This window comes from Pseudoalteromonas sp. 1CM17D (assembly GCF_023161805.1).
Classification (GTDB): Bacteria; Pseudomonadota; Gammaproteobacteria; order Enterobacterales; family Alteromonadaceae; genus Pseudoalteromonas; species Pseudoalteromonas atlantica.
The window spans coordinates 91,618-104,343 of the sequence record NZ_JALNTP010000006.1 but is presented as its reverse complement, the minus strand read 5'-3'; the positions used below and the strand labels follow the sequence as shown (position 1 = coordinate 104,343).

Sequence of the window (12,726 nt, the reverse complement as noted above, 5' to 3'; positions counted from 1 at the left end):
GCTTTAATACAGGCAAAAAAAAAGAGCTAAATAGCTCTTTTTTAAAAAATTCTGTAAAACGCCAATTAAGGGTTTACTTGGTCTTTAAGACCTTTACCTGCTTTAAAGCTTGGGATAGTTGCCGCTGCGATTTGGATCTCAGCACCCGTTTGTGGGTTACGGCCAGTACGTGCTGCACGTTCTTTAACTGAGAAAGTACCAAAACCTACTAATGCAACTGAATTACCTTCTTTTAAAGAAGAAGTTACAGCGCCAGTAAACGCGTCAAGTGCACGTGTAGCAGCAGCTTTAGAGATTTCTGCATCAGTAGCGATTTTTTCAACTAATTGAGCTTTATTCATTGTTAGATTCCTATTCGTTATTATTTTGCCTTCGCAAAACCTATCTTTATGCATTTTTAAGGAGTTAGCAACAGCAAATTGCATTTTTTGCTTAAATACTTCGAAAATGCGTAAAATTTTAATAATTCTCGGTAAAATACAGCGTGTTGGGTTAACTAAAACTTAATTTAAGTACACAAAAGGCACACTTTAAATAACACACTGCTCTATATTTTTTCGATAACTAAGGTCACTTCCCCAACCTCGACACCAAACTTAACAATAGACGTTCGGTTTATCAAGCGCGATTGTGTAACCAGGTACATCCAATCATCAAAATTCACCTCAAGCGTACTACCGTCATAGGGTAAGGCCACATTGTAGTTCCAATGAAACACACTGCCTGCGCTTTTACCGGTTGCAATGCCAAGTACATCATCAGCACGTCCCACTAAGCTATTATCGTCATTAAGGGTGACATACCAAATACGCTTTTGTGTTTCACCATCGTCATACACAAAGTCTTCCTCTATAACGCCCTCGTTACCTTCCCAGCGCGCATTCATAGTGACAACAAGTTTACGTGTGAGTTCGCCTTTATAATCTTGCACAACGCCGTATGCTTTCAAATCGCCACTAAAAAACGCTTTAAAATCAAATTCTGGGTTGCTGCTATTGTAGTGCTCTACTTTTGGCGCGGAGCAGCTTACTAAAAATAATGCGGCCATTAAAATACATAGCTGTTTAAATTTATTTATATTGCACATGTTAAATCCCTAATAATTGTTTTCTAAGTGCTGGCTCTGAGGTGTTTGGGCTTAGCCAAATGGCTAAAAACTGATTGGCAAATTGTGAGTCACTAATTTCACCTAACTTTTTATCATTATGATAAAAAGTAGCCTCACCGCTTGGTGATGTTTGTAGGCTTAACGACTCGCCTTTTTTAATGTCTGGCCAAAGAGTGAGCAATTTATCAGCATACTTAGCAGATAAGTCACTTTTACCTAAATGCTGCCATTGCTCTTTAGTGGCTTTAACAATGTCTTTTGCTGCAAAGTCTCGGAAATAGGTGAGCGTAAATTTAACTGGGTGCGCCCCCTGTTTGTAACTCCCTGAGCGGGTATATAACGTTGCATCGTAAACATCCCAAAATAAATATTCCATGCGCGCCTCGCCCACTTTTTTAAAGTCAGTTTGCTCTTCGCTAAAGCTCAATGGGGTAAAAAAAGTAGCCATAATCATTGCGGCCGTTATTGCACATATTTTTGCGTTGATATTCATACAAGCTCCTGTTATTGCTTGCTAAAATTTATAATCGCTTTAATTTTTTGGTTAATAATAAGAATTAATGTAAAGGCAGCAGCCCAAAGTGCGCCGTACAGAAGCCAAAACATCCACACAGGTGAATAAATACTAAGCACGCCAAATTGAGCGCCTGAATAATAACTAATTGGTGCAAAGGCTAAGCACACTAAATAGGCTTGCCAAAGTTTTAGGTTAGTAATAAACGCCATTGATGTGTTTAAGCAAAGCAATAATGCTGCCCATAGCAAGGCTAACCAAAGCGGAAAAGGGGATACTTTAAATTCCAAAAGGTTTAGCTGCACAGCAAGGTATTCACATAACAGCGCAATTGGTAAAGCTTTTACTAAAAGCAACGCGTCGAGCTTATGCTGCTTTGATAAAACAAACATAAGCACAACAATACCAGAGGTGTATAAAACAGATTGAGCTTCTAAAAACAGTGATAAAAACCACACTGTTTGAAAAAGCACAAAATTAATAATTAAGGGCAATTTCGTCATTTTGACTGGTAAAACGTGGTTTACGCGCCGTTAAATGAACGGTACTGGTTGCTCGCGTTCTAAAAGCGCCTTCGCAGTAAGCAAAGTAAAATAACCATAATCTGTAAAAACGCTCATCAAACTTGTCACTGTCTAGGGTGTGCCAGTTATCAATAAAGCGTGTGCGCCAATCGGCTAGTGTTCTAGCATAATGCGCGCCTATATCGCTTACAGTATGAATAACCATATCGGTATTGTTCTTAATTTGCTCGCTCATCTCATTAATTGAAGGCAAACAACCACCGGGGAAAATATACTGCTGAATAAAGTCAGAGTTTTTTAAATAATGTTGATAACGTTGATCGCCAATAGTGATCGCTTGGATAAGCATTGCACCGTCTTCTTTAAGCAAGCTATTACATTGCTTAAAAAAGCTTGGTAGGTATTCATGCCCTACTGCTTCTATCATCTCTATTGATACAAGCTTGTCGTATTGACCTTCTAATAAACGGTAATCAAGCTTGAGCAAAGTTATATTATTTTCAAGTCCTAACTGTTTAACCTTGTTTTCAACATAGGCATATTGCTCATCAGAAATCGTTGTTGTGGTAACATGGCAGTTGTAATGTGTGGCCGCATAAATAGCAAACGCCCCCCAGCCTGTGCCAATTTCAATAACTGAATCGCCTTCGTTTATCTCTACCTGCTCACAAATTTGTTTCAGCTTGTTTTGTTGAGCATCCTCAAGAGAGGCGTCTTTTGATGGATAAACAGCGCAGGAGTAAAGCATTTCCTCGCTTAAAAATGACTCGTATAAATCGTTACCTAAATCGTAATGTGCAACGATATTCTTTTTCGACCCAGATTCTGAGTTGCTGTTTTTAAGATGGTTAAAACGGTGGGTTAGGCCACTAAAAAACGAGAATTTTTTTTCAAAAGCATCTAGTTGTTTTTGGTTTATGGCAAAAATTTCGATGAGTTTGGTCAAGTTATCACACGACCATTGCCCAAGAATGTAAGACTCACCAGCACCTACACTGCCAGATAGCGCAAATGCTTTATACATGGCAGTGTCGTTAACGGTAATCGTGGTTTTTAAGTCTGAATGTTGTTGACCAAATACTGTTGAGCGACTGTTTTCAACTAACACTATTTGGCCTGTTTCAATACTTGCAAAGGCTTTGGTGACTAGCTTTTTATATAAGTTTGTAAACCAACCTGTTTGCTCTTGGCAGTTTATACTCGAGACTTTTTCCATCTTAAACCCTTTATAATTGTATCGCTACCCGCAACTAAGCTTGTTTAACTATACTAAGGTTTTCCTGAATGACCTAAAAAAGGAACCCTTTTAATAAACAACTTAAGTGCTTGCACATAAATACCTTTGAAAATAGACAAAGTCATCGCAGGAAATTTTTTTAATAATTTATTAACTTCTTGCTTCGTTAACTGACTTCGCTTTAATCGTAAAGACGCGTCGAATAACAACTCATCCCCACGTTTATTTTCTATATGAATTAATGTGTTATCGGCTGTATGTTGTACTTGCCAATGGTAGTCCATATCTAAATTCATAAAGGGTGATACGGAGAAAGCCTTCTTAAAGTTCACTTTTTTTTGTAAGGGCACCAAATAATAATGGCGCTCATCCCACGGCGTATTGCTTACCTCAGCCACCATATATTTAAAGTTATCGGTGCTATTACCGTAAAAGTAAAAATTTACAGGGCTGAAATAAATGCCCATACACCTAAGTTGACCAAGCATATAAATATGCGAAAACGTCTCTTTAACGCCTAGTTTTTCTATTTGGCACTGTGCACGTTCGATAATACTTAATGGCTCTGAGTTTGGCAGTGTGTTTAAATAATCGGCTTGATTAAAACGCAGTGCTTTAAACCCAAAAGTACCTAGCATAGGGTGAATGTTATTAAGCAATAACGGATTTTTTAAATCTACCCACATCATATAAAGTGGGTATTTAAACTGATGGTTTTTTACCGCAAAGCGCCTGTGCCTTACATCGCCTAAGTATACAGCGCTATTCAAATTCAACACCTAATTGCTTAGCCACATCTACTCCACTGCGAACACCATCTTCATGGAAACCGTTATACCAATAAGCACCACAAAAATAGCTATTATTTTGGCCATCAACAGTGTGCTTGAGTTTTTGTGCGGCAATGGATGCTTCGTTAAAAACAGGGTGATGATAAGTAAACTCACGTAATATATTTGCTTTGTTAATCCCTTCTAAGTGATTAAGGGTTACACAAAATTGTGTATCTGAGTCTATACCTTGCAGTATATTCATTTGGTATGTAACAACCGCTGCTTTGTCGGTGTTTTCGTTTAGTAAGTAATTCCAGCTAGCCCAGGCGGCTTTTCTATCTGGCAGTAAACTGGTATCTGTATGCAGTACTACCGAGTTTTCGGTATAAGGGATTGCACCTAATACAGCCTGTTCTTGCTCAGTCGCATCACCAAGTAATGCAAGGGCTTGATCTGAGTGACACGCAAATACCACTTTATCAAATTCAGCTTGTTCGCCATTTTCAAGAGTAATAATTACTTTATTATCTACACGTGTAACCGTCTTAATGTCGGTATTTAGTTTTATCCGCTCTGCAAAACCTTTAATAAGCGGCTTAATATATTGCTTAGACCCACCAGGGATTACATACCACTGCGGCCTGTTTGTAACATCAAGTAAGCCATGGTTGTAAAAAAAGTTTACAAAAAACTCAACCCCTACATTTTGCATCTCTTTGATGCTGGTTGACCAAATTGCCGCCCCCATAGGTAAAATGTAATGGTATTTAAAAAAGTCATTAAAGCCGTGCGTATCTAATAACTGACCCAGCGTTTGATCTTTAGGGTAGTTTTGCTCACTGTGCATTGCTTTACATAATTTATTAAACTTAACTATATCGCTTAACAAGCGCCAAAATTTAGGCCTAAATATATTTCTTTTTTGAGCGAATAAGCTGGCAAAGGTGTGTCCGTTGTACTCAAAACCACTTGCTTGATTATGAACACTAAAGCTCATTTGTGTTTCTTGTCTGTCTACGCCAATGCGCGCGAGTAGTTTTTCAAAGTACGGGTAAGTGCGGTCATTAAATACGATAAAGCCCGTGTCTATTGCGCGTTTAACCCCTGCATCAGATATCTCTACTGTCGCGGTATGACCACCAATGTAATCGTTTTTTTCAAAAACAGTAATATCGTAATGCTTATGCAGTAAATGAGCACAGGTTAAACCCGATACGCCAGAACCTATTATTGCTATTTTTTTCAACGGGCTAATCCTTTTGCTAAACGTAACCAAAGTGGTAACGGTAAAATACGTAATGCTTTTAAAATAAGCGTAAACCGATAAGGAAAATGAACTTCTTTACGGCGTTTATTGATCCCCTTAATCATATAATCGGCGGCCTCTGTAGCAGTAACAGCCATAGGCATTGGGAAATCGTTTTTATCAGTAAGGGGGGTTTTAACAAAACCAGGGTGCACCAACGTAACATCAACATCGTTTAAGTCGATTGCTAAGCTTTTCGCTAAATAGCTTACCCCAGCTTTAGATGCGCCATAAGCCTCAGAGCGTGGCAGAGGTAAATACGTAACGCTTGAGCTAACAAGCACAAGTTGTCCGCCAGCACTAATTTTTGGTAATAGTGCCTCTAGGCAGTAGCCCATTGCCAGCAGGTTTACTGAAATAACTCGCTCAAACAAAGCGCTGTCAAAGTTACGGGCATCATCTACATACTCACAGTTACCAGCGTTAAGAATAACCTTATCAAAAGCACTAAACCCCAGGGTTGCTTGCTTTATGTCTTTAAGGTCTGTGGCATCAAACTGACACGCTTTAATGTTGGTGTGTTTTTCAAGCTCAGCTAACTTTTCAAGGTTTCTACCGCAAGCAATTACCGTGTTGCCTTGCTGTGCGTACTTTATTGCAAGCTGCTCGCCAATACCTGAGGTTGCACCTGTAATTAAAATATTCATCGCTACCCTGCTCGTTTATCTATGTAATTTATAACGCCACCTAAAATAGGAATATGCTTGTATAGCATTTCAGCTACATTAAAATAGTCGCGGTGGTTAATAATTTTACCTTCTTTAAAAACCAGCTTACTGTGCCCTTCTACCGATATAGTTTTGCCAGAAGCCAGTTTTGGGTGGGCGTAATGCATAGTCCAATACAAAAATGCTTTATCATCACGCTCGTAGGTATCGCTAATATCAAACTGACAATGCTTAACATTACTATATAGATTAGAAAAATATCGGGTAAGCTCGCTTAGCCCGTGTATTTCGTGCATTGGGTCTTTAAATTTAATTTGCTCGCTGTAAATATCATTAAGCAAATGCAGGTTTGATTTATCGAGTTGTTGATATATTTCTACAAATTTTGCTACCGGTAATGCTGTTTCCATATCACCCCTTAAATGCAGCTATTGCACGCTCGCGAGCTGCTTTATGATCTACGATTGCCGGCCAGTAACATTGCTTATCAGCCCCTATTGACGCTAAATATGCATGAGGAAAATGAATATGTTTATCTGGCACTTTTTCAAGCTCTGGCAAATATTTACGTATAAATTTACCATTAGGATCAAAGCGCTCACTTTGAGTGATAGGATTAAATACGCGAAAATAAGGCTGCGCGTCACAGCCAGTGCTTGCAGCCCACTGCCAGCCGCCATTATTAGAGGCTAAATCGCCATCAATAAGGTGCTGCATAAAAAACTGCTCGCCTTCACGCCAATCAATTAATAAATGTTTGGTCAAAAAGCTGGCGACCACCATTCTTAAACGGTTATGCATCCAGCCGGTTTGAACTAACTGTCTCATCGCTGCATCAACGAGTGGGTAACCTGTTTTCCCCTCGCACCAGGCTTTAAACTCAGCCTCGTTTTTACGCCATTTAACGCCATTGTACTTTTCGTTAAAGTTATCACCACGAGAAAGCTTAGGAAATTGCGCAATTAAATGACGATAAAATTCGCGCCAAATAAGCTCGTTTACCCAAGTAAACGTTTTACTTTTAGATGTTGTTAAAATATCTGGGTAGCGGTTTTGAATATTAACCAGTAACTGCTTAGGGCTTATAATACCCAGAGCTAGATAAGGGCTTAAACCAGATGTGCCTTTAATGCTGGGTATATCACGATGATCGTCGTAGCTACTTAATTTGTCGCAAATAAAATTATCAACAATGGTTGCTAAGCTTTCATCATCAACTGGCCATTTTTCTGAGCTGCCATCACTTTTAATTGCCTGTGCGTTGTTATTTATCGGCTGTTTTTTTAAAGGCCACGGTAATAAGCTAAAGTGAGTATCTTGGTGTTGTTTAAGCCACTGTTTTTTAAATGGCGTAAACACTTTGTACATTTCGTTACTTTGGTTTTTAACACTGCCTACAGGCGCTATTACATCTCCCTCATAGAGGGTAAACGTAATATTTTTATCATCACACTTTGCAAGTATTTCCGCATCACGATTTACTTCATTTAACTCATACTCTTTATTGGCAATTATATGTTCTACCTTATGTTTATCACAAAATGATAAAAGGGCACTTTCACAATCGTCAAAGTAAGGGGCGTCAAAAATATGCAGCTCTATTGCGTACTGCGCTAGCTGCTCGCGTATATAATTGAGGCGTCTTTTTAGTAAATCTATTTGAATGGGAGCGGCGTTGTGTTGTTGCCATTGCTTTTCGCAGATAAAAAAAATGGCCTGTTTAGCGCCATTATTTAGCGCTTCAGTAAGCGCTTCGTTAGAAAAAAGGCGCAAATCGCGCCTAAACCAAAAAAGTGTATTCATTATATGCCGTAACGTAATTTTAGTTCATTAGGGTAAGGATTAAAAAACACCTGCTTTTCTAGGTATTCATTAGGATGTACTTTTAAGTGATGTTTTAACAAAGTAAGCGGTACGTACAAAGGCACTAAACCTTGACGGTATTCATCGATGGCATCGCGTAGCTCTTGCTTTTCAACCTTAGATAAGTCTTTTTTAAAGTAGCCCTGCAAGTGCATTAACGTGTTGCAATTATTCCTGCGTGATGCAGGCTTTTTAAGGCCGTTCATTAACCCAAGAATGTACTCATCTGCTAAAGCGTTAATATCATCACCATTATAAGTACCAAGTAAATTACCTAAGTCGCGGTAAGCTTGATAATTATGAGCCATTAATAAGTACTTATATTGCGAATGAAACTGGGTAAGCTTATGCACTGTTAGCGGCTCAGATGCTAGTAACTGCCACTGTTTATAGGCGTACACGCGCATTACAAAATTTTCGCGTAAGTGCATGTCGTTTAAGCGGCCGTTTTCTTCACATGGCAATAATGGATTATGCTTCATTATTTGCTCAGCAAAAAAACCAACGCCTTCAGAGGTATTGCCGGTGCCCGCTTCGTTATAAATTTTAATTCTTTCCATACCGCAGCTTGGGCTTTTCGCACAAAAAACAAAACCACTTAGGTTTTTAGCTTGCTCTGTGGCTACTTTTTTACCGTATTCAGTTAACTTAGGCCCAACATCGCCAGTGCCATCTGGGCGACACACTTTTATTGTATCGCCCACACGTACTTGGCGTATGGTTGGCCGAGGAATAGGTAACCCTACGGCTACCTCTGGGCAAAAACGCGTGTACTCTACATGTTTTCCAAGCTCATCCATACAAAAGTTAGACTTTTTATGGCCTGTATCAAAACGTACTTTTTCGCCTGCTAAGCAGGCGCTAATACCTAATTTTATTGTGTCTGTTTGCATAAATTCTCTTAATAAATCAAGTTACCTATAGGATTAAGTAACTTACTGAGCCCTTTATTAAAATGTAGCGCACTACTGACTACTGTAAAGCATAAACAGCCATCTTTTGTAAGTGGGGTGTGCTGATGAGAGCCATCTTGCCAAATAAAGTCTCCTGGCACGTAACTACCCTCTTCATCACTAAACTCACCATCAAGTAGCAAGGTTACTTCAAAACCAGTATGAGTATGCTCGGGGATTTCGCCCCCTGCGCCAATATGTAAAAGGCTTGAGCGCAATGGGCCATCATCAATAGCAACGCGAGAGCGAGCAAGCTTACCCACTTGCGTAAAACGCCCATGCGAAATGCGTGTTAAGGCGCGTGGTAATTCGTAGTTATGCTCATTAACTTGTACGGTTACCGGCTCAACTTCGTAAACTTCATCAATGCTAGCATCGGCGGTTATCAAATCTAGCAGGTCAGCGTCAAAATCTGGCGCTTGTAAATCGTTACTTAAATTTAATGTATCAGGGGCGTATGGCGGCTCGCTAAATACATCCTTTGCATTAGCGGCTTCAAATTTTGCCACTTTTGCTTGGCAAACTGGGCACATATCAACGTGTATAGATACCGCAACGCTTAACGATGCAGGTAACTGCGCCGAACAATATTGTGCTAGTAAAGATTCACTAGGGTGATGTTTAATCATGCTGATCTCCCATTTCATTACGTAATTTTTGCAAGGCTAAACGCAATCGTGATTTTACCGTGCCTACAGGAATATTTAATTGTTGAGCAAGTTGCTCTTGCGACATATCTTGGAAATAAACACCTCGGACGACCTCTCGCTGTGCGGTTGGTAGTTTGTCTAGGTAACGTTTAATTTGTTGATCTTCCAAGTGGTCGCTAAATTCAAGTGTTGTATCTTGAGATTCGTTAATAAGTGGCCAAATATCTTCGCTTATATTTTCTTCTTTATTACTTTTCATTTTACGAAGCATATCAAATGAGGCATTACGCATTACGGTATATACCCAGGTCGTCGCAGCCCCTTTATCGCTGTGATACAAATGCGCTTTACGCCACACTGAGGTTAATGTTTCTTGTACAAGCTCCATTGCTTGTGCCTCAGAGCCAAATTGCTTAATTCCAAAGCGTTTAATTTTTGGCGAAAAGTATTCAAATAAGTAAGCAAACGCTCTTTTGTCTCGCGAAGTAGCTACATCAAGCAGAGCTTGCATAAGCTCTGCACTTGGCGTTTCTGGCATGGCAGTATATTTACCTGTATTAGGTTCACAACGTGGTGAGGGTTGTTGACTTACCATAATAATTAATCCCGTGTATGCTTTTGTATATATCTATACGCCAAGCAGTTAAACGCAGATCACATTATTTTAGGCAAATTCATTGTTAATCACAGTATGGAGGAAGTTTAGTAAGTTAGCAAAGTTACTTTCGAACGCAAGTTGCTGTTTTTTATCGATAGATATAGGTAATAGTTCAAGCCAGCGGGCAGCTACCCAGGCTAAATTATCAAACTTGGTTTGCCTATATAAACTAGAAAGCTCTTTATTGTTTAAAAATATGTCCTGCAAAGAATCAGACAAACGTTGATTATCAGCCGAAATTTCACTGTGGGAGTCATTGTACCAATACGGCGTATTGCAATCGCTTAATAAGCCATGACGCAATTCACTTTCATCTTGGTATACGTCATTTATTTGCACGCTTTTAGCAGCGTAAACATCAATAAGTAGCATATTGCTAGGGTCTTGATCAAAGTCGATAATATCGACCAAACAGCCCTGAGCGCTAATATTAAATGGCGTGTCGTGCTGGTAGGTGCACAGTACAAAACCGACATTATCTTGTAGTGCGGTTTTTACCATGTTTAAATACCTAGCCTCAAATATACGCAAACGCGTATAGCCTTCTGGTAACACAAATATTGGTAATGGGAAAATCGCACGTTTCATAAAGTCTACTTCTTTAAATTACACTGCCTTTATTTACGTGCGCTTTTACTAAGTCGATCAGCTTACTCAAATCGAATTATTTACCTATAAATTAAAAGTTGATCCAACTTCCCATACTTTTTATTACTTGAACCATATAGTAAACACTAATCATGCTTACAACAGGCGCCAACATAAGTGCAAATAATCCTAATTCGTTACTCATCGTCTAATCCTTTTACACTTATTTAGCTTTAACTTGCGTAGTTACCGGCATTGTAGACTGCGTGGTAACGTCAGCTTGTTCTTGCGCTTGATTTACAAATTGCTCAAGTACTGCCTGGGCATCAAAACTAAGGCTCTGCGAAATTGATTGTTCAAGTTCTGCCGTTGCTTGATTAATATAGCTTGTTACGTTTTGCGTTATAATATCAGTTACATCTAGGTCCACTTCACTCGCATGTACTTGCGAAGAACCTAATACTAATAAACTTGCCATAGCGATTTTAATTGAATGTTTCATAATGGTATTCCTTGTTGTGTATATTGTTTAGACGCAATAACATAATCAAGGGTTGTGCCAACAGAAAAATAAAAATTAAATCATTGATATATAAAGACTATATTAAAAACTATATAGCAACGCAGTATTCAGGCTTGGTTAATTTAGCTAACCTTTTTAATTTTTTGACTAACTATTAGTAAATTTTTTCAGCTCACTATTTTCAGTTTAAAACAACGACTACCATTACTTTTTATTTTGCGTATCGGGTTTAACTTTTTTACCTAACCGATAAGCATCAACCATACTTAGTAACCAAATCACCACCATTAAAGGAAGATATTTATATTCCCCAAGCTGTGCACATTCACCTGATGGATTACGGGCGGCTTGTAAAATGCCTGAAGCCGTCATCGGAATTTTACCCGCTAAAATTTCATTTGCGCTACATTGCGCTATAGCCAAAATATCACCTAATGTCATAAACAAAAGTAGCGTGAATACACCTGCAAAAATACAGCCTATTAAATGCTTTTTAAGCGAAAAATGCCCTGCACCTGGATAAACAATGGCAGTAAGTAAAACGGCTTTGAGCTCTTTTTTCATGATAAACGTGCCTTAATTAATTGAGACTATACGACCACACTATACCCGATTAATTCCTTTTAAAATCAATAAAAGTACGGTGACAAATTTACAGTAATAATGCTGACATTGAAACATTGAGCGTACACCTGTACACTCAAGTTTAATTAATAAGTGGTAGGACTAGTATGACTATAGAGGCACCCTATTCTCGCAAAGAAGAAAAACTCAATGTATTAAGCCATGCATTGGGTATCTTTTTTGCTGTGTTTGTAATGTGGGATTTATTTAAACAAGCCACCAGCGTAAAAGCTTATATTAGCACCGCTGTATATGGGGCTAGTTTATTTGTATTGTTTTTATCATCCACACTTTATCACGCCAGTGTACAGCCCAAATTACGCGCTTTTTATAAAAAGTGCGATCACTGCGCTATTTACGTATTAATAGCGGGTACGTACACCCCATTTTTATTGCTATCTCTTAATGGATGGTGGTCTTGGGGCACACTGAGTTTTATTTGGGCAGTCGCGCTTGGTGGCGTTGCTTATAAAGTGCTGGTTAAAAATGGTAATAAAAAAGTCTCGCTGGCTACCTACTTACTTATGGGCTGGTTTGCCCTTGCGATTGTATACCCACTTTATTTAAATATTGATGTAAAAGCACTGTACTGGTTACTGGCCGGTGGCATTTTTTATAGCTTAGGAACATTATTTTATAGCGCTAAAAGCACTCAATTTAGCCACGCAATTTGGCACCTCTTTGTAATAGCTGGGTGCGTGTGCCACTACATTTCAATTACTAATTACGTGTATTAA

Annotated in this window: 17 protein-coding genes; 1 reads left to right on the top strand and 16 read right to left on the bottom strand. The window is 38.8% G+C overall.

Annotated elements, in window-relative coordinates; all coding sequences use genetic code 11:
• Positions 1-65: 65 nt before the first annotated feature.
• From MSC25_RS12090 to MSC25_RS12015, 16 genes are all read right to left on the bottom strand, one after another.
• Complete coding sequence (locus MSC25_RS12090) at positions 66-341, bottom strand: HU family DNA-binding protein (RefSeq protein WP_004586404.1); 276 nt, start codon at positions 339-341, stop codon at positions 66-68.
• Positions 342-547: 206 nt separating this feature from the next.
• A complete protein-coding gene (locus tag MSC25_RS12085; protein ID WP_248443553.1) occupies positions 548-1,087 on the bottom strand; it encodes a DUF3833 domain-containing protein in 540 nt (179 codons plus the stop codon).
• 1 nt (position 1,088) lies between these two features.
• Positions 1,089-1,562: a chalcone isomerase family protein gene (locus MSC25_RS12080; protein ID WP_248443649.1), complete on the bottom strand. Its 474-nt coding sequence runs from the start codon at positions 1,560-1,562 to the stop codon at positions 1,089-1,091.
• Between the two features lie 50 nt (positions 1,563-1,612).
• The gene (locus MSC25_RS12075) at positions 1,613-2,125 is read right to left on the bottom strand and encodes a DUF2878 domain-containing protein (protein WP_029774497.1); all 513 of its coding nucleotides are present in this window, start codon (positions 2,123-2,125) and stop codon (positions 1,613-1,615) included.
• On the bottom strand, positions 2,100-3,362 hold the full coding sequence (locus tag MSC25_RS12070; protein WP_248443552.1) for a cyclopropane-fatty-acyl-phospholipid synthase family protein: 1,263 nt from the start codon (positions 3,360-3,362) through the stop codon (positions 2,100-2,102). The genes MSC25_RS12075 and MSC25_RS12070 overlap by 26 nt, the downstream gene beginning before the upstream one ends.
• 53 nt (positions 3,363-3,415) lie before the next feature.
• On the bottom strand, positions 3,416-4,153 hold the full coding sequence (locus MSC25_RS12065; RefSeq protein ID WP_248443550.1) for a DUF1365 domain-containing protein: 738 nt from the start codon (positions 4,151-4,153) through the stop codon (positions 3,416-3,418).
• Positions 4,146-5,402, bottom strand: a complete 1,257-nt coding sequence (locus MSC25_RS12060; protein WP_248443548.1) for an FAD-dependent oxidoreductase — start codon at positions 5,400-5,402, stop codon at positions 4,146-4,148. Before MSC25_RS12060 ends, MSC25_RS12065 begins: the two co-directional genes overlap by 8 nt.
• Entirely contained in the window at positions 5,399-6,109 is a 711-nt protein-coding gene (locus MSC25_RS12055) for an SDR family NAD(P)-dependent oxidoreductase (protein ID WP_004586411.1), read from the bottom strand. The genes MSC25_RS12060 and MSC25_RS12055 overlap by 4 nt, the downstream gene beginning before the upstream one ends.
• A gap of 2 nt (positions 6,110-6,111) precedes the next feature.
• Positions 6,112-6,540 (bottom strand): nuclear transport factor 2 family protein, encoded by a 429-nt coding sequence (locus MSC25_RS12050; RefSeq protein WP_121638505.1) that lies wholly within the window; start codon positions 6,538-6,540, stop codon positions 6,112-6,114.
• A gap of 1 nt (position 6,541) precedes the next feature.
• Positions 6,542-7,933, bottom strand: coding sequence for a deoxyribodipyrimidine photo-lyase (phrB, locus tag MSC25_RS12045; protein ID WP_248443547.1), 1,392 nt, complete (start codon positions 7,931-7,933; stop codon positions 6,542-6,544).
• Positions 7,933-8,886 carry a DUF523 and DUF1722 domain-containing protein gene (locus tag MSC25_RS12040; RefSeq protein ID WP_248443546.1) on the bottom strand — a complete coding sequence of 318 codons (954 nt, stop codon included), beginning with the start codon at positions 8,884-8,886 and terminating at the stop codon, positions 7,933-7,935. The genes phrB and MSC25_RS12040 overlap by 1 nt, the downstream gene beginning before the upstream one ends.
• A gap of 8 nt (positions 8,887-8,894) precedes the next feature.
• The gene (locus MSC25_RS12035; protein ID WP_248443544.1) at positions 8,895-9,575 is read right to left on the bottom strand and encodes a ChrR family anti-sigma-E factor; all 681 of its coding nucleotides are present in this window, start codon (positions 9,573-9,575) and stop codon (positions 8,895-8,897) included.
• The gene (locus tag MSC25_RS12030) at positions 9,568-10,191 is read right to left on the bottom strand and encodes a sigma-70 family RNA polymerase sigma factor (protein ID WP_004586416.1); all 624 of its coding nucleotides are present in this window, start codon (positions 10,189-10,191) and stop codon (positions 9,568-9,570) included. Before MSC25_RS12030 ends, MSC25_RS12035 begins: the two co-directional genes overlap by 8 nt.
• A 69-nt stretch (positions 10,192-10,260) precedes the next feature.
• Complete coding sequence (locus tag MSC25_RS12025) at positions 10,261-10,842, bottom strand: LON peptidase substrate-binding domain-containing protein (RefSeq protein ID WP_248443543.1); 582 nt, start codon at positions 10,840-10,842, stop codon at positions 10,261-10,263.
• Between the two features lie 223 nt (positions 10,843-11,065).
• A complete protein-coding gene (locus tag MSC25_RS12020) occupies positions 11,066-11,344 on the bottom strand; it encodes a hypothetical protein (RefSeq protein WP_024031759.1) in 279 nt (92 codons plus the stop codon).
• Positions 11,345-11,569: 225 nt separating this feature from the next.
• A complete protein-coding gene (locus tag MSC25_RS12015; protein WP_024031760.1) occupies positions 11,570-11,929 on the bottom strand; it encodes a hypothetical protein in 360 nt (119 codons plus the stop codon).
• 167 nt (positions 11,930-12,096) lie between these two features.
• On the opposite strand from MSC25_RS12015, the gene MSC25_RS12010 reads away from it, so the two are divergent.
• Entirely contained in the window at positions 12,097-12,726 is a 630-nt protein-coding gene (locus MSC25_RS12010) for a hemolysin III family protein (RefSeq protein WP_004586420.1), read from the top strand.

Bases quoted from the DNA above. Each gene is read 5' to 3' on its own strand.
- MSC25_RS12025 (WP_248443543.1), bottom strand. From the start codon at position 10,842: ATGAAACGTGCGATTTTCCCATTACCAATATTTGTGTTACCAGAAGGC.
- MSC25_RS12030 (WP_004586416.1), bottom strand. From the start codon at position 10,191: ATGGTAAGTCAACAACCCTCACCACGTTGTGAACCTAATACAGGTAAA.
- MSC25_RS12035 (WP_248443544.1), bottom strand. From the start codon at position 9,575: ATGATTAAACATCACCCTAGTGAATCTTTACTAGCACAATATTGTTCG.
- MSC25_RS12040 (WP_248443546.1), bottom strand. From the start codon at position 8,886: ATGCAAACAGACACAATAAAATTAGGTATTAGCGCCTGCTTAGCAGGC.
- MSC25_RS12075 (WP_029774497.1), bottom strand. From the start codon at position 2,125: ATGACGAAATTGCCCTTAATTATTAATTTTGTGCTTTTTCAAACAGTG.
- MSC25_RS12050 (WP_121638505.1), bottom strand. From the start codon at position 6,540: ATGGAAACAGCATTACCGGTAGCAAAATTTGTAGAAATATATCAACAA.
- MSC25_RS12015 (WP_024031760.1), bottom strand. From the start codon at position 11,929: ATGAAAAAAGAGCTCAAAGCCGTTTTACTTACTGCCATTGTTTATCCA.
- MSC25_RS12090 (WP_004586404.1), bottom strand. From the start codon at position 341: ATGAATAAAGCTCAATTAGTTGAAAAAATCGCTACTGATGCAGAAATC.
- MSC25_RS12010 (WP_004586420.1), top strand. From the start codon at position 12,097: ATGACTATAGAGGCACCCTATTCTCGCAAAGAAGAAAAACTCAATGTA.
- MSC25_RS12070 (WP_248443552.1), bottom strand. From the start codon at position 3,362: ATGGAAAAAGTCTCGAGTATAAACTGCCAAGAGCAAACAGGTTGGTTT.
- MSC25_RS12055 (WP_004586411.1), bottom strand. From the start codon at position 6,109: ATGAATATTTTAATTACAGGTGCAACCTCAGGTATTGGCGAGCAGCTT.
- MSC25_RS12085 (WP_248443553.1), bottom strand. From the start codon at position 1,087: ATGTGCAATATAAATAAATTTAAACAGCTATGTATTTTAATGGCCGCA.
- MSC25_RS12020 (WP_024031759.1), bottom strand. From the start codon at position 11,344: ATGAAACATTCAATTAAAATCGCTATGGCAAGTTTATTAGTATTAGGT.
- phrB (WP_248443547.1), bottom strand. From the start codon at position 7,933: ATGAATACACTTTTTTGGTTTAGGCGCGATTTGCGCCTTTTTTCTAAC.
- MSC25_RS12080 (WP_248443649.1), bottom strand. From the start codon at position 1,562: ATGATTATGGCTACTTTTTTTACCCCATTGAGCTTTAGCGAAGAGCAA.